The organism is Lentzea sp. (assembly GCF_035525475.1).
Classification (GTDB): Bacteria; Actinomycetota; Actinomycetes; order Mycobacteriales; family Pseudonocardiaceae; genus Lentzea.
The window spans coordinates 25,263-43,676 of the sequence record NZ_DATLEC010000243.1; the positions used below are offsets into that span (position 1 = coordinate 25,263).

At 69.8% G+C, this 18,414-nt stretch carries 17 protein-coding genes and 1 pseudogene; 6 read left to right on the top strand and 12 right to left on the bottom strand.

The window, feature by feature from the left end:
* The first annotated feature begins 65 nt into the window (after nt 1-65).
* Nucleotides 66-1,223, top strand: a complete 1,158-nt coding sequence (locus tag VM306_RS36555; RefSeq protein WP_325523218.1) for a hypothetical protein — start codon at nt 66-68, stop codon at nt 1,221-1,223.
* 16 nt (nt 1,224-1,239) lie between these two features.
* Here VM306_RS36555 and VM306_RS36560 read toward each other — a convergent pair whose 3' ends face one another.
* Nucleotides 1,240-1,878, bottom strand: a complete 639-nt coding sequence (locus VM306_RS36560; protein WP_325523220.1) for a hypothetical protein — start codon at nt 1,876-1,878, stop codon at nt 1,240-1,242.
* Between the two features lie 158 nt (nt 1,879-2,036).
* On the opposite strand from VM306_RS36560, the gene VM306_RS36565 reads away from it, so the two are divergent.
* A complete protein-coding gene (locus tag VM306_RS36565) occupies nt 2,037-3,599 on the top strand; it encodes a GAF domain-containing sensor histidine kinase (RefSeq protein ID WP_325523250.1) in 1,563 nt (520 codons plus the stop codon).
* A gap of 160 nt (nt 3,600-3,759) precedes the next feature.
* On the opposite strand, the gene VM306_RS36570 is transcribed toward VM306_RS36565, so the two are convergent.
* Both VM306_RS36570 and VM306_RS36575 read right to left on the bottom strand, forming a co-directional pair.
* Complete coding sequence (locus VM306_RS36570; protein WP_325523222.1) at nt 3,760-4,410, bottom strand: response regulator transcription factor; 651 nt, start codon at nt 4,408-4,410, stop codon at nt 3,760-3,762.
* Between the two features lie 150 nt (nt 4,411-4,560).
* Nucleotides 4,561-5,118, bottom strand: coding sequence for a YceI family protein (locus VM306_RS36575; protein ID WP_325523224.1), 558 nt, complete (start codon nt 5,116-5,118; stop codon nt 4,561-4,563).
* 208 nt (nt 5,119-5,326) lie between these two features.
* Between VM306_RS36575 and VM306_RS36580 the strand changes: the two are divergent.
* A pseudogene (locus VM306_RS36580) lies at nt 5,327-5,515 on the top strand (MarR family winged helix-turn-helix transcriptional regulator); the annotation flags it as partial.
* Between the two features lie 135 nt (nt 5,516-5,650).
* Here the strand turns inward: VM306_RS36580 and VM306_RS36585 are convergent.
* A complete protein-coding gene (locus VM306_RS36585; protein ID WP_325523226.1) occupies nt 5,651-6,595 on the bottom strand; it encodes a GlxA family transcriptional regulator in 945 nt (314 codons plus the stop codon).
* Between the two features lie 71 nt (nt 6,596-6,666).
* Between VM306_RS36585 and VM306_RS36590 the strand changes: the two genes are divergently transcribed.
* Nucleotides 6,667-6,816, top strand: a complete 150-nt coding sequence (locus VM306_RS36590; RefSeq protein WP_325523228.1) for a hypothetical protein — start codon at nt 6,667-6,669, stop codon at nt 6,814-6,816.
* Here the strand turns inward: VM306_RS36590 and VM306_RS36595 are convergent.
* Nucleotides 6,809-7,936, bottom strand: a complete 1,128-nt coding sequence (locus VM306_RS36595; RefSeq protein ID WP_325523230.1) for a citrate synthase/methylcitrate synthase — start codon at nt 7,934-7,936, stop codon at nt 6,809-6,811. The two genes, VM306_RS36590 and VM306_RS36595, sit on opposite strands and share 8 nt — an antisense overlap.
* A gap of 51 nt (nt 7,937-7,987) precedes the next feature.
* Here VM306_RS36595 and VM306_RS36600 point away from each other — a divergent pair, with 51 nt between their 5' ends.
* Together VM306_RS36600 and VM306_RS36605 are read left to right on the top strand one after the other, a co-directional pair.
* The gene (locus VM306_RS36600; RefSeq protein WP_325523252.1) at nt 7,988-9,100 is read left to right on the top strand and encodes a citrate synthase; all 1,113 of its coding nucleotides are present in this window, start codon (nt 7,988-7,990) and stop codon (nt 9,098-9,100) included.
* Nucleotides 9,101-9,764: 664 nt separating this feature from the next.
* The gene (locus VM306_RS36605; protein WP_325523232.1) at nt 9,765-9,959 is read left to right on the top strand and encodes a hypothetical protein; all 195 of its coding nucleotides are present in this window, start codon (nt 9,765-9,767) and stop codon (nt 9,957-9,959) included.
* On the opposite strand, the gene VM306_RS36610 is transcribed toward VM306_RS36605, so the two are convergent.
* From VM306_RS36610 to VM306_RS36640, 7 genes are all read right to left on the bottom strand, one after another.
* On the bottom strand, nt 9,922-11,628 hold the full coding sequence (locus VM306_RS36610; RefSeq protein ID WP_325523234.1) for a 1-deoxy-D-xylulose-5-phosphate synthase: 1,707 nt from the start codon (nt 11,626-11,628) through the stop codon (nt 9,922-9,924). The genes VM306_RS36605 and VM306_RS36610 overlap by 38 nt on opposite strands.
* Nucleotides 11,618-12,559 carry a 4-hydroxy-3-methylbut-2-enyl diphosphate reductase gene (locus VM306_RS36615; RefSeq protein ID WP_325523236.1) on the bottom strand — a complete coding sequence of 314 codons (942 nt, stop codon included), beginning with the start codon at nt 12,557-12,559 and terminating at the stop codon, nt 11,618-11,620. Before VM306_RS36615 ends, VM306_RS36610 begins: the two co-directional genes overlap by 11 nt.
* 10 nt (nt 12,560-12,569) lie before the next feature.
* Entirely contained in the window at nt 12,570-13,628 is a 1,059-nt protein-coding gene (locus VM306_RS36620; protein ID WP_325523238.1) for a family 2 encapsulin nanocompartment cargo protein polyprenyl transferase, read from the bottom strand.
* Between the two features lie 2 nt (nt 13,629-13,630).
* A complete protein-coding gene (locus VM306_RS36625; RefSeq protein WP_414672498.1) occupies nt 13,631-15,031 on the bottom strand; it encodes a family 2B encapsulin nanocompartment shell protein in 1,401 nt (466 codons plus the stop codon).
* 34 nt (nt 15,032-15,065) lie between these two features.
* A complete protein-coding gene (locus tag VM306_RS36630; protein WP_325523242.1) occupies nt 15,066-16,070 on the bottom strand; it encodes a terpene synthase family protein in 1,005 nt (334 codons plus the stop codon).
* The gene (locus VM306_RS36635) at nt 16,063-17,139 is read right to left on the bottom strand and encodes a terpene synthase family protein (RefSeq protein ID WP_325523244.1); all 1,077 of its coding nucleotides are present in this window, start codon (nt 17,137-17,139) and stop codon (nt 16,063-16,065) included. The genes VM306_RS36630 and VM306_RS36635 overlap by 8 nt, the downstream gene beginning before the upstream one ends.
* 19 nt (nt 17,140-17,158) lie before the next feature.
* Nucleotides 17,159-18,414: family 2B encapsulin nanocompartment shell protein (locus VM306_RS36640; protein WP_325523246.1), on the bottom strand; the 1,256-nt coding region annotated here is incomplete at its 5' end.

The window sequence follows — 18,414 nt, forward strand, 5'->3', positions numbered from 1 at the left end:
ATGAGCCGCCACCGATCCGATAACCCGGGAACAGAGGCGCATTTCGTGTGTGGTGGTGATCCGCGATGTCCCGAGAAACCGTGCCAGGCCACGACATCAGCTATCACCTCGTCTGCTTCGACGAGACCGGTGACGAGCGGGGGCGCGAGAGCGCGGACGTCCTGTACGACGCCCGTCGCGGCGTCACCGATGTGTTCTTCTTCATCCACGGGTGGAACGGCGACGTACCGGCCGCCCGCCACCAGTACGGGCAGTGGATCGCGACGATGGCAGGCTGCCACGCCGAACGCGAGGCGGCGCACCGGCTTCCTGGCGGCTTCAAGGCGTTGCTCGTCGGCCTGCACTGGCCGTCGAAGGCCTGGGGCGACGAGGACGTGCGGTCCGACGAGTTCATCAAGGCGCAGGCGAGCCGGCTCGGCGGAGGTGCCGGGCGCACGGCCGCCGTCCGCACGATCGTGGAGGCGGCGCGGGAGCACCCGTGCCGGATGTCCCCGGCGGTCAAACAGGCCTACGACTACCTGGAGAGCTCGGTTCCCGACCTGCCGGGCGAGGACGGGTCGGCGTTCGACGCCGCGGAGCTCTACCGGGCGTGCCTGGAGGACCCGGCGCTGGGCGGCATCCTGTCACCGCTGAGGATCCTGACGTTCTGGAAGATGAAACGGCGCGCGAGGGTGTTCGGCGAGAGCGGTGCCGCGCGCGTCGCCCGTGAAGTCGCCCAGGCCGCCCCGAACGCCCGCATCCACCTGATGGGCCACAGCTTCGGCTGCATCACGGCGACCGCGATGGCGAACGTCGTGCCCGCCGCGACGCTGACCCTCGTGCAGGGCGCGATGTCGCTGTGGTCGTTCGCGGAACGTCTGCCCGGCGAGCCGGGCTCCGGCTACTTCCGGGGAGTGCTCGGCCGCGTGCCGGGCCCGATCATCGTGACCACGTCGTCGCACGACTACGCGATCGGCCGGTTCTACCCGCTGGCCGCGCGGTCGGGCCGCCAGGTCGACCTCGACGCGTACCCGAAGTACGGCGGTCTCGGCTCGCACGGCGTGCAGGGCACCTATGCCCACGGCCACAGCATCGGCTCACCCGGTGAGCTGACCAGGGGACAGGTGCACAACGTCGACTGCACGTCCGTGATCCGCCGCATCGACGGCATCGCGGGTGCCCACAACGACATCTGCCACCCGGAGCTGGCGAGGCTGCTGTGGAGGGCGGTGATGTCGCGCTAGCGGTCCTGTGTGGAGCTCAGCCGAGCCGCAGGACCATCTGCGGCACCAGCGTGTCGCCGAGGTGCTGGCGGAGTTCCACGCGCAACGCGGACAGGCTCACCGGCTCCAGGGCGACCGATATCCCCGCCGTCGCGGCCGTGAGCACGACGCGCTGCAACGCCTGTCCCGCGCGGATCTCCGCCGCGGCCCCCTGGCTGAACGTGCACAGCACCAGGTCGGTGCCGTTCCTCACGTGCAGCCAGGCCCGTTCCACCTCGGAGGCCCGCGACAGCAGCCCGCGCCACCAAGCCGGTTTGGGGAACGTCGTCCACGTGCGACGGTGCGTGCGCAACGAGTGCAGCAACGCCAGCGCGTCCGGATCCGGCTCCTGGTAGCCGCCGAGCCGCACGGCCGCGGCGGCGTCGGCGGCGCTCTGGCCGGGCAGCAGCGTCACGAGCGGACGGATGCCCTGGCACTGCAGCGCCAGCCGGAGGTTGAGCAGCGCGACACCGCAGGCGATCCGCGTCTCCCTGCTGTGCGGGGCGGTGGTGTGCAGCTCGATCTGCTCGGGGCGCACCTCGAACCGGATCCCGGGAGCGGCGGCTCTCGCGAGCGCCAGGACGCCGCGCACCTCCTCACCCGCGAGTCCAAGTGAGCTGGGCACGGCGATCGTCATGGTGACACTGTCCGGCCGTGGGGACTGGCCTGCCACGGTCGAAGGTCCCCTTTTGTCAGGGCCGTGCGGTGGGCGGAAAGTGTGCGAATCTAGTCGTCGTGCCTGACTCGCCCGGTCGCCGCGACCTCGAAGAGCTGCTCGACGAGGTGCGTGACCGCATGGACGAGATCGTGACCACCCGCGACCACATGCAGGAGTTGCTCGGCGCCGTCCTCGCCGTCGCCTCCGGGCTGGAGCTCGAGCCGACGCTGCTGCGCATCGTCCAGGCCGCGGTCGACCTCGTCGGCGCCCGCTACGGGGCGCTCGGTGTGCTCGGCACCCGTGACGACCTGTCCGAGTTCCTGCACGTGGGCATCAACCAGGCGACCCGCCAGAAGATGGGCCACCTGCCCGAGGGCAAGGGCCTGCTCGGGCTGCTCATCAAGGACCCGACCCCGTTGCGGCTGCGGGACCTGGCCGGGCACGAGATGTCGGTCGGCTTCCCGCCCAACCACCCGCCGATGCACAGCTTCCTGGGCGTGCCCGTGCGCGTGCGCGACGAGGTGTTCGGCAACCTCTACATGACCGAGAAGATCGACGCCGCCGAGTTCACCGCGGACGACGAGGCCGTGCTGCAGGCGCTCGCGGCCGCAGCCGGCATCGCCATCGAGAACGCCCGGCTGTTCGAGCGGTCCCGCCTGCGCGAGCGGTGGCTGGAGGCCATCGGCGAGGTCAACTCCGAGCTGCTCGGGGGCGCGTCCGGTGAGTACGCGCTGCGCCTGATCACCCAGCGGACCCTGGAGCTGGCCGGCGCCGACTCCGCGCTGGTGGTGCTCGGCGACGGGCGGCACACGCCGTTGTCGGTGGCGGCGAACGCGGGCGTGAAGATCGGCGACTTCGACGCGCACGACTACGCCGTCGACGAGGTGGTCCGCTCCGGCGTCCCGCTGTTGGTGGACGACCTGCACTCGGCGTTCGGTCCCGCGCTGGCCGTGCCGCTGCGCTCCGGCCCGGTCGTCACGGGCGTGCTCGTCGTGCTGCGCAGGGCGGGCGAGACGAAGTTCCTGCCCGACCAGGTGCCGGTGCTGGCGTCGTTCGCCGACCAGGCGGCCGTCGCGCTGGAGTTCGCCGAGCAGCAACGCTCACAGCGGCTGCTCGACGTGCTGGAGGACCGCGACCGCATCGCCCGCGACCTGCACGACCACGTCATCCAGCGGCTCTTCGTCACCGGCCTGACGCTGCAGGCGACCATGCGCCGGATCGCCGACCCCGAGGTGGCCGCACGCCTGCGCACCGCCGTCGAGCAGCTGGACGAGACGGTCCGCGAGATCCGCACGTCCATCTTCGACCTGCATTCGACGGACAACACGTCGTTGCGCCGCCGCCTGCTCGACCTGGTGGCGGGCCTGACCGAGGCCACGCACCTCAAGCCGTCCGTCCGCATGTCCGGCACCGTCGACAACTCGGTGCCGCCCGAGCTCGCCGAACACGTCGAGGCCGTGGTGCGCGAGGCCGTCACGAACGCCGTGCGGCACGCGCGGGCGACCGAGCTCACGGTGCTGATCGACGCCGGCGAGGACGTCGTGATCACCGTGCAGGACAACGGGATCGGCATCCAGGACGACGCCTCGCGCAGCGGCCTGCGCAACCTCGCTCACCGCGCGTCGAAGTTCGGCGGCTCGCTCGCGGTGAGCGCGGCCGAGGGAGGCGGTGCGTGCGTCGTGTGGCGGGTACCGCTTTAGTGGCGCGGCCCGGCCCGTTGGAGGGCGTATTCACGCTCAGCAGGCCACCTCGCGGCACTGACCCCACGCCCCTATACGACTCTGGTATGAGAACGTGGGGGCTGCACCACGATGCGCCCGTCTGACCGCGAACTCGCCCGGCAACGTCCCGGTCACACCACTAGCGGGGCCTTTCGCCGTCCTTGCGGAACTGCGACGCGAACACGGCGGCCTGCGTGCGGCGCTGCATGCCGAGCTTCGCCAGCAGGTGCGAGACGTAGTTCTTGACCGTCTTCTCGGCGAGGAACATGCGCTCGGCGATCTGCCGGTTCGTCAGGCCCTCGCCGATGAGCTCGAGCACCGTGCGCTCCTGCTCGCTGAGTATGCGCAGCGGGTCGCCCTCCTCCCGCTCGCGGCGGATCCTGTTCAGCAGGGCCGACGTCGTGCGGGCGTCCAGAAGGGACTGTCCCGCCGCGACGGTGCGGACGGCGTTGACCAGGTCGGCGCCCAGGATCTGCTTGAGCACGAAACCGGACGCGCCCGCCATGATCGCGTCGAACAGGGCCTCGTCGTCCGCGAAGCTCGTGAGCATCAGGCACTGCAGACCGGGCAGCCGGCTGCGCAGCTCGCGGCACAGCTCGATGCCGTTGCCGTCGGGCAGCCTGATGTCGAGCACCGCCACGTCGGCCTGGGCACCCGGCACCTTCGCCAGGGCCTCCGTGACCGACGCGGCGTCGCCGACCACCTCGAGGTCGGACTCCTCGCCGAGCAGGTCCGCGATGCCGCGGCGGACGATCTCGTGGTCGTCGACGAGGAACACACGCGTCGCCATGGAGGCCACGGTAACCCAAGGAGCCCGGCACGAGAGGACCAACAGCACGTGCCCCGCTACGACGATCGGGCGTCTTTCACGAGCCCCGGAAACGCGGAAGTCCGGGCCACTGGGAAAGTGCCCGGACATCCGCGGTGGAAACGGCCTGGGTCAGGCCTGCTTGATCGCCGAGATCTCGAACTCGAGCACGACCTTCTCGCTCACCAGGACACCGCCGGCCTCGAGGGCGGCGTTCCAGCTGACGCCGTAGTCCTTGCGGTTGATGGTGTGCGAGCCCTCGAAGCCCACGCGGGTGTTGCCGAACGGGTCGACGGCCACGCCCTCGAAGGCGAACGGGATGGTGATGTTCTTGGTGACGTCCTTGATGGTGAGGTCACCGGAGATCTCGAAGTTGTCGTCGTCGATCTGCTTCGCGGAGGTCGAGACGAACTTGATCTCCGGGTAGGTCTCGACGTCGAGGAACTCGTTGGTGGTCAGGTGACCGTCGCGCTGCGCGTTGCGGGTGTCGATGCTCGCGGCCTTGATGACGACCTCGGCGGTGGTGTTCTCCGGCTTGTCACCGTCGACCGTGATCTTGCCGTCGAACTCGTTGAACGCACCACGAACCTTGGTGACCATCGCGTGGCGGGCGACGAAGCCGATGCGGGAGTGCGACGGGTCGATGACGTAGTCGCCGGTCAGTTCGGTGAGGTTGGTGGCCGTGGTCATGGTGGTCAGTCCTTCGGTTGCTCGATCTGGTTGAAGTGTCATCCACTTTGCCGGAACGTGGATGATGTGTCAACTATTCCCGTATGCTGGTCTGGTGACACGATGGTTGGAACCTGAACAGCAGCGTGCGTGGCGTGCCTACGTCCGCATGCAGGGGGAGCTGAATGCGCATCTGAGCAGGCAGATGTCGGCCGACTCCGAGATCTCGATGGCCGACTTCGCTGTGCTGGTGCAGCTCACCGACACGCGTGAGGAGCGCGTGCGCGTGTTGGAGCTCGCACGGTCGTTGAACTGGGAGAAAAGCCGTATCTCACATCACGTCGCACGGATGGAGAAGCGCGGCCTGGTGCGTCGGGAGAGCTGTGGCAGCGACGGGCGTGGGTCGTTCGTCGTGCTGACGGACCTGGGTCGGTCCGCGATCGAGGCGGCCGCGCCAGCGCACGCCGAGACGGTGCACAAGCTGGTGTTCGACCTGCTCGACGACAGCGAGGTCGAGGCGCTGCGGGAGATCTCCGAGAAGATCTTCACCCGCTTAACGACAGGAGAATGCGCGGCGGTAGTCGCTCGGTGCGATGCCGACGACGCGGTGGAAGTGGTGCCGGAGGAGGGCGGCTGTCCCGAAGCCCGACCTCGTGGCGACGGCGTCGACGTCGAGGTCTGACTCCTCGAGCAGCCTGCGCGCGTGAAGCACCCGTTGGAGTGACAGCCACTTGTTCGGGGTGGTGCCGGTCTCCGCGGCGAACCGGCGCGCGAACGTCCGCTCGGACATGACGGCGAGCTTCGCCATGGACGCCACCGTGTGGTTGTCCGCGATCGTGGCGAGCACCCTCTCCAGCACCGGTTCGAGGCTGTCCGAGCTGCACTCCGGGATCGGGAGCTCCACGAACTGCCGCTGACCCCCGTCGCGCTGCGGTGCCACGACCATCCTGCGCGCGATGGTGTTCGCGACCTTGGTTCCGAGCTCCCTGCGGACCAGGTGCAGGCACGCGTCGATGCCCGCGGCCGTGCCGGCGCTCGTGATGACGTTGCCGTCGTCGACGAAGAGCACGTCCGGGTCGAGCTGGGCCTTCGGGAAGCGCTCCTTGAACTGCCGCACCTCGTGCCAGTGCGTGGTGCAGCGCCTGTCGTCGAGCAGCCCGGCCGCACCGAGGATGAAGGCCCCGCTGCACACGCTGAGCAGCGTCGCGCTGGTCTCCTGGAGCGCCTTGACGAGCTTCTCCGGGTACTCCTCGCGGACGCGCGCGGCGGGAAGTGCGACGAGGTCGACGCTCTGCAGCGCGTCGAACCCATGCTCGGGTGTGATGCTCACGCCGCGGATGCTCGTGGTCACCGGCTGGTTCGGGAGCTCGCCGCACACGCGGAAGTCGATCAGCGGCACGCCCTCCTCGGTCCGGTCGATGCCGAACACCTCGCAGAGCAGGCCGAACTCGAACGGCGCGACACCGTCGATGAGGGGTACCGCCACCGATCGCAGCATGGCAGGATTTTAGCGCGCCACGTCAGATCTGCCACTGTTGGCGGGATATAGCCGGTCGCAAACTTACTGACATGACTCTTGCAGCGATCGTCCTGGTGGTAGCAGGCATCTCCGTCTGGCTCGACCGGCACCGTGACCGCACCGCCGGCCTGGCAGGCTCCTCCGACGTCAACGACCGTGACCGCATCCGAGTTCGCAACGACCTCCGCTACCTCACCTGACGGTGTGCGACCGGGTGATCTTCGGCTGGGGGCCGGTGTAGCGGGCGACCGGGCGGATGATCTTCGTGTCCTCGGACTGCTCGAGCGCGTTGGCACACCACCCGATCACCCGGCTGCACGCGAACGTCGGCGTGAACATCTCGCGCGGGATCCCGCACTGCTCCATCACCACGCCGGCGTAGAACTCCACGTTCGCGTACAGCTGCCGGCCGGGCTTGAGCTCGGCCAGCAGCTCCGTGACCCTCCGCTCGACGGTGACCGCGAAGTCCGTGAGGCCGGTCGGCCGTTCCTGCGCGATCTCCCTGAGCAGGCGCGCCCTGGGGTCCTCGGTCTTGTAGACGGCGTGACCGAAGCCCATGATCCGGTCGCCCCGCTCGATGCGCTCCCGGACCCAGGCGTCGATGTTGTCCGGCGACCCGATCAGGTCGAGCGCCTCCAGCGCCCTGTCCGGCGCGCCGCCGTGCAACGGCCCGGAGAACGTCCCGATCGCCGCAGTCACCGCCGACACGACATCGGCTCCCGCCGACGCGACCACGCGTGCGGTGAACGTCGACGCGTTGAACCCATGGTCGATCGTGGCGATCAAGTACTGCTCGACGGCACGACTCGTCCACGTCGACGGCTCTTGTCCAGTCAACATGTACAGCCAGTTGGCCGACGTTGACAGATCAATCCTGGGATCGATCGGATCAAGCCCGAGCTTGATCCGGTGCAGTGCCGCCAGGATCGTCGGCGTCATCGCGCTGACCTTGAGCGCGTCCGCCTTGCGGATGCTCATCGGCGCGTCCCACATCGGCTGCGACGGCAACATCGACAGTGCGGTCCGCAGGCCGGCCAACGCCGTGCATCCCGACCGCGCGATGGCGGGCAGCACCTCCTTGACGGCCGGCGGCAGTTCCCGCAGCCCGGCGGTCTCCTGAGCGAACCGCGCGGCCTCCTCGGGATCCGGCAGACGGCCCTCGACGAAGAGGAACCACACATCCTCGAACGACCGCGTCCTGGCCAGCTCGATCGCGTCGTGCTCGCGGTAGTGGTAGTAGCCCGCGGCACCGTTCACGTCCCCGATCAGGGTCGTGGTGACGACGACGTCTTTAAGCCCTTTGGGTGCATCAATCAACATGGACAAGAGGGTCCGTCAACCTGTCTTGTACAGTCAACGTTGATGGAATCAATGTTGACGACGAATCAAGCTGCCCGTCGTCTGGGCGTGAAGCCGGCGACGGTGTACTCGTACGTCAGTCGCGGGCTCCTGACCAGCACGAAGGTCAACCGCTCCAGCATGTTCGGAGTCGCGGAGGTGGAAGCCTTGGCGCAACGCACTGGTGCACGCGGCTCAGTGGCCGCTGTGACCGATTGCATCCGCACCCGCATCTCGTTGCTGGAGAACGACCACCTCTACTACCGGGGCCGCTCCGTGCCCGCGCTCTCGAGCACCAGGCGCTTCGAGGATGTGGCGCACTGGCTGTGGACCGAGATCGACTCGACGGACCTGCAGTTCCCCGAGGGCCAGGAGATCTGGATGGCCCTCCCCGAGAGCGCCACCCTGACCGACAGGGTCCGCGTCGCCGTGGCCCTCGCCGGCGCCGGCGACCCGCTGCGGTTCGATCTGGACCGGGGCGTCACCACGGCCAAGGCCCTCATCGCCGACGTGGTCGAATCCCTGCCCATGGTCGGCCGCCCGCAGGGCACCGACATAGCCGACCGCCTGTGGGCCCGCCTCTCGGCGGAGCCACCGCAGACGGACCTGCTGAACGCCGCCCTGATCCTGCTGGCCGACCACGACCTGGCGATCTCCACGATGGCAGCCAGAGTGGCAGCCTCGGCCCACGCCCACCCGTACGCCGTCGTGTCCGCGGGCCTCGGCGCCATGGAGGGCCAGAAGCACGGCACCGCCACGACGACCGCGCACCGCTTCCTCGCCCAGGCCGAGTCCGATCCGATGGGCGCCGTGGCCGAGCACCTGCGCTCGGGAGTGCCGATCCCGGGCTTCGGCCACCGCGTCTACCAGGCCCGAGACCCACGAGCCGACCACCTGTTCGCGTTGCTGCGCAGCCACGGCGACCTGGTGGCGGACAAGGTGATCGCGACCCAGAGGAAGACGTTCCCGAACGTCGACCTGGCGCTCGCCCAGTTCGGGCTGATGTTCAAGATGCGGCCGGACGCGGGGGAGGCGATCTTCGCGATCGCGCGGATCGTGGGGTGGATCGCGCACGCGATGGAGGAGTACAAGGAGCCGGGGCTGAGGTTCCGGGCGATGGGCGTCTACACGGGGGACAGGCCGTAGCGTGCCGGCGCAGGGCGACGGCACGGCCCGTCGCCGGCCGCTCCCACGCGGTTGCGGGCAGCCCTGGGAAGCCTTGGCGGCTGCTGCGGCTGCGGGTGATCGCGGGAGCGGGAGGGGTGCGGAGAGCCGGCCGCGTCCGCGGAACTTCCGCACCTGACGTCGTGGCGGCATACGCCTCCCTGTGCGCTCTGCGACATCCGTCGTGGCCGTGCCGCTCTACCTGTTGCACTGCCGCCATGCCGCCGGCCTGCCCGACGCCAGCGTGCCGCGTGCCGTTGCGCTCCCGCTCCGCCTTGCCTCGCCGAACTTCGCCGCGCCAGCCTGCCTGACGTATGCCGCCCTCCGTGGCGCCGCGTGCCGTTGCGCCTCGCCGTTGCCGCGCTGGCCACGTCCTACTTCGTGGCCGGGATCTTCACGCCCGGCTCGGTCGAGTGCAAAGGGCGGCGGCGGTTCGTCGTCGAGCGGCTTGGCAGGCTTGGTGTGCCTTGGGTGGTCAGTGCGGTCGTGGTGTGGCCGGCGTTCGTGTGGATCGCCTACGACAGTGCTGGGCGGCAGGTCTCGTGGTGGCAGGCGTTCACGGATCGGCGGCCGTTCCTGGACAGCGGGTCGCCGCGGCGCTCGTGGGTGTGCTGGACCTGGCGAAGAGCGCGGAACCGTTCCTCGGTTGCTGGAGGTGGCAGGCGCTGGCGCGTTCGCCGTGCAGGAGCCGATCCTGCTCAGCCTCGCGACCGCCCTGCGCCCGCTGGAACTGCCCGCCGAGGTGAAGGCACCGGTGGTGGGCGCGAAGGCGATCGCGTTGTCGTCCGCCATCGGCTGGTTCGTCACTTCGCGCCGAGGCGCTTCAGCACGCTCGTCGTGATGCCGGCTGCATCCAGGCCGTGTGCGCGCATGATGCGTGCGCGTGAGTCGTGGGGTAGGAAGCGTGCAGGCAAGGCGAAGGTGGCGACGCACGACGGGAAACCTGCCAGGGCCTGACCGAGGCGTGCGCCCAGCGCGCCGGTGGACGTCGTGTCCTCGACGGCCAGGACCAGGCGGTGCTGGCCGCTGTACTTGACGAGGTGCGGGTCCAGCGGTGCGGTCCAGCGCGGGTCGACGACGTTGACGCGGACGTCGTGCGAGGCCAGTTCCGAGGCGGCGGCCAGGCAAGGGCCGGCGAGAGGGCCGACAGCGACCAGCAGCACCTCGGCGTCCGGGACCTCGCGCAGCACGTCGAAGTGGCTCACGCGGCGCACGGCGGGCACGTCGGGGCCGATGGCGGCCTTCGGGTAGCGCACGACCGTCGGTCCGTCGGACACGTTGACGGCCTCGCGCAGCAATGTGCCCAACGACGCCGGGTCGCGCGGAGCGGCGAGGCGCAGGCCGGGGACCACGGGCAGGATGGACGCGTCCCACATGCCGTGGTGCGAGGCGCCGTCCGGGCCCGTCACGCCGGCGCGGTCCAGCACGAACGTCACCGGCAACCGGTGCAGCGCCACGTCCATCAGCAGCTGGTCGAACGCGCGGGACAGGAACGTCGCGTAGACGGCGACGACCGGGTGCAGGCCGCCCATCGCCATGCCGGCGGCGGACGTCACTGCGTGCTGTTCGGCGATACCGACGTCGAAGGTGCGCGCCGGGAACCTCCGCGAGAAAGGCCGCAGCCCCACCGGTTCCAGCATCGCCGCGGTCAGGCAGACGATGTCCGGGCGCTCCTCGCCGATCGCCACGATCTCGTCGGAGAACGCGTCGGTCCAGGTGCGGCCGCCGGACGCCCCGTAGGCGCCGACCGCGTGCATGCGGTCGGCCTCGTCGGTCTCCGCGGCGGTGTAGCCCTTGCCCTTCACGGTCTTGCAGTGCACGACGACCGGGCGTCCGAGGCCTTTGGCCTCCCACAGCGCGCTCTCGACGGCGTGCACGTCGTGGCCATCGACCTCGCCGATGTAGGCGAGCCCCAGGGCCTCGAACAGCCGGCGGGCCGAGCCGTCGAGCAACGACGCAGCGAAGCCGCCCGCCGTCGGGTCGTAGGAGCGGCCGTTGTCGTTCAGCAGCACCACGACGGGCCGGGAGGAGCCGCCGATGTTGTTCAGCGCCTCCCAGCACATGCCGCCGGTCAGCGCCCCGTCGCCGACGATGGCCACCACCCGGCGGTCGGCGCCGCTGAGCTCGAACGCCTTGGCCAGACCGTCCGCATAGGACAGTGCGGTCGATGCGTGCGAGTTCTCGACCACGTCGTGCGCCGACTCGGCGGCGGACGGGTAGCCGGACAGGCCGCCGGCCTGGCGCAGCGAGTCGAAGTCCGGGCACCGGCCGGTCAGCATCTTGTGCACGTACGACTGGTGCCCGGTGTCGAACAGCACCACGTCGACGGGCGAGGAGAACACCCGGTGCACCGCGATGGTCAGCTCGACCGCGCCGAGGTTCGGGCCGAGGTGGCCGCCCGTCCGGTGCACCTTGGAGATCAGGAACGACCGGATCTCCGCTGCCAGCGAGCAGAGTTCCGAGGACGACAGTGCCCGCACGTCCGCGGGCGAGGCGATGTCAGCCAGCACGGCGCACCGCCGGCGGCAATGTGAACGCGATCGTCTCGGTCGCGGTCGTGTGCGTCGACACCGAGACCGGCCCCAGCGCCTCCAGCGCCCTGACCACCTCGTCCACCAGCTCCGACGGGGCGGAGGCGCCGGCCGACAACCCCACGGACGACACCCCCTCCAGCCACGCCGGGTCGATCTCGGACGCGTCGTCGACGAGGTGCGCGGGGGTGCCGGCGCGGGCGGCGAGCTCGACCATCCGCACCGAGTTGGAGGAGTTGCGGGAGCCCACGACCAGGACGAGGTCCGACTGCTCGGCCACCTCCCTGATCGCGACCTGCCGGTTCGTGGTGGCGTAGCAGATGTCGTCGGACCCCGGCCCGCGCACGTCGGGGAACTTGTGGCGCAGGGCCTCGACCACCTCGGCCGTCTCGTCCACGGCCAGCGTCGTCTGCGTCAGGTACGACACGGGACCGGTGATCTCCAGCGCGAGCACGTCGTCAACGGTCTCGACGAGCACCATCCGGTCGGGCGCCTCCCCGAGGGTGCCCTCGACCTCTTCGTGCCCGGCGTGACCGATCAGCACGATGGTGTCGCCGCGGTCGGCGAAGCGCCGCGCCTCGGAGTGCACCTTCGTCACGAGAGGGCACGTCGCGTCCAGGACGTCCAGCGAGCGTCCGCGGGCCTCGGCACGCACGGCGGGAGAGACGCCGTGCGCGGAGAACACCGCCGTGGCACCGAAAGGCACCTCGGACAGCTCCTCCACGAACACCGCGCCACGTTCCTCCAGCGACCGCACGACGTGGACGTTGTGCACGATCTGCTTGCGCACGTAGACAGGGCCGCCACGCTGATCGAGCAGTCGTTCCACGATCTGGATCGCGCGCTCCACCCCGGCGCAGAACGACCGGGGTGAGGCGAGCAGCACCGAACGCGGCGGGTGTTCCGTCATGAGTGGCCTTTCAGTGGTCTCGGTGGGTGACCAGCTGGGCGAGCGTCCCCAGCTCGACCGCCGCGCGTGCGGTCGGCGAGGCCTCGCCGAGGTGGACCAGCGCCCGCGTGTGCAGCTCGTCGGCCTGCGACTGGCTCCACGCCCGGCCACCGGCCTCGTCGACCAGGGAAGCCGCCCGCGCAAGCGTTTCCGCGTTCAGCTCGTGCGAGCCGGAGTACAGCGACGCCAGCTCGGCGGAGGCGGGGACGCCGGCGGTCAGCGCCCGCACGACCGGCAGGGACTTCTTGCGGTTCACCAGGTCCGAGTGCGCGGCCTTGCCCGTCACCGCCGGGTCGCCCCAGATGCCGAGCAGGTCGTCCACGTGCTGGAACGCCAGGCCCAGCTCGGCGCCGTAGCCGCGCATCGCCTCGATCTGGAGGTCCGACCCGTTGCCGTACAGCGCGCCCAGGGCCGTCGACGCGCCCAGCAAAGCGCCGGTCTTGCCGCGCGCCATCCGCTCGACCTCGGACACCACGACGTCGGACCGCGTCTCGAAGTCGAGGTCGTAGGCCTGCCCGTCGAGCAACGCCACCACGGCGTCACCCAACGTCCGGATCGCCTCCAACGCGCGCGGATGTCCCGATGCGGCGAGGACGTCGATGGCCAACGCCTGCAACGCGTCTCCCGCCAGTACCGCCGCGCTGACGCCGAACACCGTCCACGCCGTGGCACGGTGACGCCGGGTCGTGTCGCGGTCCATCACGTCGTCGTGCAGCAACGAGAAGTTGTGGATCAGCTCCACCGCGACGGCCGCCGGCACGGCCTCGGAGGCGGTGCCGCCGACGGCCTCGGCCGCCAGCAGCACCAACGCGGGACGGATCGCCTTGCCGCCGTTCTCCAGCACCGGGTTGCCGTACTCGTCGCGCCAGCCGTGGTGGTACTCCGCGATCGTGCGCATCGACGGCGGCAGCTGGTCGACCGCCTTGCGCAGAGCCGGCTGCACGAGGCCCCTGCTCCACGCGAGCACCTCGCCGGCCGGCCTCCCGGCGGCGAGCGGTTCTGTCACCTCGTCGAAAGTCTCCGCTGTCATGGCTAGAGACCGATCTCCACGTTCTCCAGCACGCCCAGCGCGTCCGGGACGAGGATCGCCGCCGAGTAGTACGTCGACACCAGGTACTTGAGCATCGCGTGCTCGTCGACGCCCATGAACCGCACGTTCAAGCCGGGCTCGTACTCGTCTGGGATGCCGGTCTGGCGCAAGCCGATGACGCCCTGCTTCTCCTCGCCCAGGCGCATTGCGAGGATCGACGTCGTGCCGTTCTTGTTGACCGGGATCTTGTCGCACGGCGCGATCGGGATGCCGCGCCACGTCTGCAGCTGCTGCCCCTCGACGTCGGCGGTCGGCGAGTAGACCCCGCGCGAGTTGAGCTGACGGCCGAACGCCGCGATCGCCTTGGGGTGGGCGAGGATCAGCCTGGTGTTGCGGCGCCGCGAGATCAGCTCGTCCATGTCGTCCGGCGTGACGGGACCCGAGTGCGTGCTGATCCGCTGCTTGAGGTCGGCGTTCGCGATGAGGCCGAACTCCTTGTTGTTGATCAGCTCGTACTCCTGCCGCTCGCGCAGGGCCTCGATGGTGAGCCGCAACTGGTGCTCGACCTGGTCCATCGGCTTGCTGTAGAGGTCGGCCACACGCGTGTGGACGCGCAGGATCGTCTGCGCCACCGAGAGCTCGTACTCGCGCGGCCGCAGCTCGTAGTCGACGAACGTGCCGGGCAGCGCCGGCTCGCCGTCGTGGCCCGACGCGATGTCGATCTCGGCCTCGCCGTGCTTGTTCGAAGGGTTAGCCGGGTGCGCCAGCTGCTGCGCGATGTGCTCGTGCAGCGGTTCGATCTGGTCGTTGAGCCGGTTGAACGCGGCCCGCGTCAGCACGACGGCGGTCGTCGGCGTCACCGCGCGCGCCGTGAAGGACCACTTCTTGTCGGCACCGGACAGGACCGGCTCGTCGCCGAGGTACTCGCCGTCCGCGATCGTGCCCAGCGCCACGTCGCTGCCGTACTCGCCGCGGCCGGTCTTGGCGACCTTGCCGTGCGCGATGACGATGATCTCGTCGACGGACTCGTCGCGCTGCGCGATCACCTCGCCCGGCTGGTACTCGCGCTGTTCGAAGGTGTTCGCCACGACCGTCAGCGCCGCCTCGTCCTCGAACCCGCGCAGCAGCACGAACTCCGCCAGCTCCTGCGGCACGATCCGCACCTCGGAGCCGACGCTGGTGAACGTGACGCGGCCGTCGCCGATCGCGAAGCTGAGCCGCCGGTTGACCCGGAAAGCGCCGCCCTTGGCCTCCACCCACGGCAGCGATCGCAGCAGCCAGCGGGGCGAGATCCCCTGCATCTGCGGTGCGGACTTGGTGGTCGTCGAGAGGTTGCGCGCAGCAGCCCTCGACAGGCTCATCTGCTGGTCCTCGACCCCAAGATCCGGATCGGTAACAGTCACTGCGAATCCTGCCAATCTGCTTGCGCGAAGGGAACTAGCGAACTGAAACTGCGGCCGTGCCCAGTCCGCTGGGGGAGTGGAACGACTTCCGGGTGGGGACCGGGGAGAAGCGGTACCTGCCGGTGCGCTGCGTCCAGAGCAGCTCACCGGCGAGCCACGACCTCAGCGCCTCGGCGTACCGGGACAGCCCGGCCCTGGCCTCGGTGCCGAGGTCGTACTCGATGGCGAGCGACGGGAGTTCGGCGAAGATCGAGCCGATCTGCCGCAACCGGGCGGCGATCAGGTCCGCGACGACGTCCACGGCCTTCTGCGTCTCGCACTCGAAGAACTGCTGCACCGCGAGCACCGCGCTGACCGTGCTGCCGCCGGTGGCGGCGATCCGGTCGAAGTTGTGCAGGTCCTGGCGCAGCGCCGGAACGTCGCCGAACGAGTCGACCAGCGCTCTCATCGTGGAGTTGCGCAACAGCTCGGCCGGGAGCTCGGCGCGCGCGGTCCTGCGCACCTGCTTCGCCGAGATGTCCGCCATCGCGGTCCTGCGGCGCATCTCGACCAGGTCGATCGGATCCGGTACCCGGCCTTGCGCGGTGTTGTGCAGCTCCCACAGCAACGCGTCGAGGTACTCGGTGATGTTGGTGCGGTCCTCGTCGTCCATGGTGGACTGGGCGACCAGGTCCGCGAGCCCTCGCTCCGCCGGGGTCGTCGGCGCGGAGCCGGCGAGGACGTCCTTGAGCCGGGCCACGAACGCCTTGCCGCCCGCCACGGTGCGCGGGCGGAGGAAGCCTTCGAGGAACATGTCGTCGACGTAGAAGCCCCAGGTCCCCCAGAGGCTGATGTTCTTCAGCTCGTCGAAGGAGGCCGTGGGGAACGCCAGCGGGGCGAAGCCGCCGTAGTCCGCCGCGTCGTAGAACGCCTCGGTCCACGGCACGCCGCCGAGCATGCCCATGTCCCGCACCCACGTTTTGGTGTGCTGGCGGACGCGGTCGACGTGAGGAGAAAGTCTTGCGGCGAAGGGCATGTCGAACGAGGGGATCTCAACCACGGGGCGCCCCCAGCCACGCCGCGGACGTGCCCAGCCCGGTCGGCCCGCGCAGGATCGTGCGGAAGAACGCGCTGTTGCCCGCGCCCTCCACCCCGGAGTTGTCCGCTTTGGTGTACCGGCCGGCGTGCAGGTGCCACTCGTGCCCGCCGGACTGCCAGTCCTGCAGGCCCTTCACGTACTTGAGCACCCGTGCCTGTTCCTCCGGGCCCGACGAGTTCTCGGCGAACAGCTGCGGCAACTCCGTGAACACGGTGTTCTCGAACTGGTGCAGCCGCGACGTCAGCAGCGCGTTCACGGCCTCGACGGCGGTCTGCGTGTCGTGGCCGAAGAACTTCTCGAACACGAGCACCCCGTTGGAGTTCTCGCCCTCCCGCTGCACCTCGCGCTCGTACGAGAAGATGTCGTTGCGCAGGTGGATCGCGTCGGAGAACGTGTCGGAGAGGACCCGCAACGGGCGGGTGCCCGCGACGGAGGCGGGCACCTCGGCGGCTTCGGAGACCTCCACCAGGTTCGCCGACCACGGCGCGCCGCCGACCTTGCGGCGCATCTCGATGTACTCGATCGGGTTGGCGACCGTGCCGCTCTCGATGTTCTTGATCTCCCACATGCACTCGAGCAGCAGGTTGTGGGTGCTGGTGGTGAACCGGCGCCGCCAGTCCTGCGACATGAGGGGAATCGTGCGCTGCCAGAGGTCGACGAGCCCGCGTTCGGTCGGGTTCCGCGGCTCCGGCCACGGGTCCGTGCCGCCCGGCGGCATGAACGCCGGCAACCGGTCGAGGTAGGCCTTCGCCCCGGCGACGTCCTTGCTCTGCTTGAACTCCGCGAAGAACTCGTCGTCGAAGTAGAAGACCCAGACGTACCAGTCCGTGATGAGGTCGAGGATCTCCGCGGGCGCGTCCGGGTGGGTCCACGCGCACATGAACCCGTAGTCGTCGCCCGCGAGGACCTCGTCGGTCCACACCCCGGTGTCGAGCATCCCCATGTCCCGCGCCCACTGCGTGGAGTGGGCGCGGGCGCGTTCGAGGTGCGGGCTCATCCGTGCCGGGTGCGGCACATAGAACTCCGGCATGGTGAAGGAGGCCAACGTGCTAGCCCTCGCGGCCGAGCTCGACGTGCTCGAGCACACCGATCGCGTCCGGCACCATGATGGCGGCCGAGTAGTAGGCGCTGACCAGGTAGTTGATGATCGCCTGGTCGTTGATGCCCATGAACCGCACCGAGAGGCCCGGCTGGTACTCGTCGGGGATGCCGGTCTGGTGCAGGCCGATGACGCCCTGGTTCTGCTCGCCGGCGCGGATGAGCATGACCGAGGACGTGCGGGTGTCCGAGATCGGGATCTTGTTGCACGGCAGCACGGGGACGCCGCGCCACGCCGGCACCTTCTGACCGCTGAAGTCGATGTGCTGCGGGTAGAGGCCGCGCTTGTTCAGCTCGCGGCCGAACGCGGCGATCGTGCGCGGGTGGGCCAGGAAGTAGCTCGGCTCCTTCCACACGATCGACAGCAGCTCGTCGAAGTCGTCCGGGGTGGGCGGGCCGGTGCGGGTGTGGATGCGCTGCTTGAGGTCGGCGTTGTGCAGCAGGCCGAAGGAGCGGTTGTTGACGATCTCGTGCTCCTGGCGTTCGCGCAGGGCCTCGATCGTGAGCCGCAGCTGCTGCTCGACCTGGTCCATCGGGTTGTTGTAGAGGTCCGCGACGCGGCTGTGCACCCGCAGCACGGTCTGCGCGACGCTCAGCTCCAATTCGCGCGGCGCCAGCTCGTAGTCGACGAACGTGCCGGGCAGGTCCGGTTCGCCGTCGTGGCCGGAGGCGATGTCGATCTCCGCCTCGCCGTGCGCGTTGGAGCGGCCGGCGGAACCGGTGAACGCGCGCTGGATGTGTGCGCGCAGGCCGCCCGCCGCGCCGTTGAGCTCTTCGAACACCCGCCACGGCAGCGTCAGCGCGATCACCGGGGTGACCGCCTTGATGGTGAACTCCCACTCGTCCTGCGGGTCGGCGAGCACCTGGTCGCCGACGTAGTCGCCGTTGGCCAGCACGCCGAGCACGGTCTGGTCGCCGTACTCGCCGCGGCCGATCTTCTCGACCTTGCCGTGCGCGATGAGGACGACCTCGTCCTGCGGCCGGCCCTCCTCGACGATCACCTGGCCGGGCTCGTACTCGTGCTGCTCGAAGCGGTCGGCGAGCGCGGTGAGCGCGTCGACGTCGTCGAACTCGCGCAGCAGCGGCAGCTCGGTCAGCTCCTGCGGGACGACCCGCACCTCGGCGCCGGTGTTGGTGAACGTGAGCCGCCCGTCGCCGATGGCGTAGCTGAGCCTGCGGTTGACCCGGAAGGCACCGCCCTTCGCCT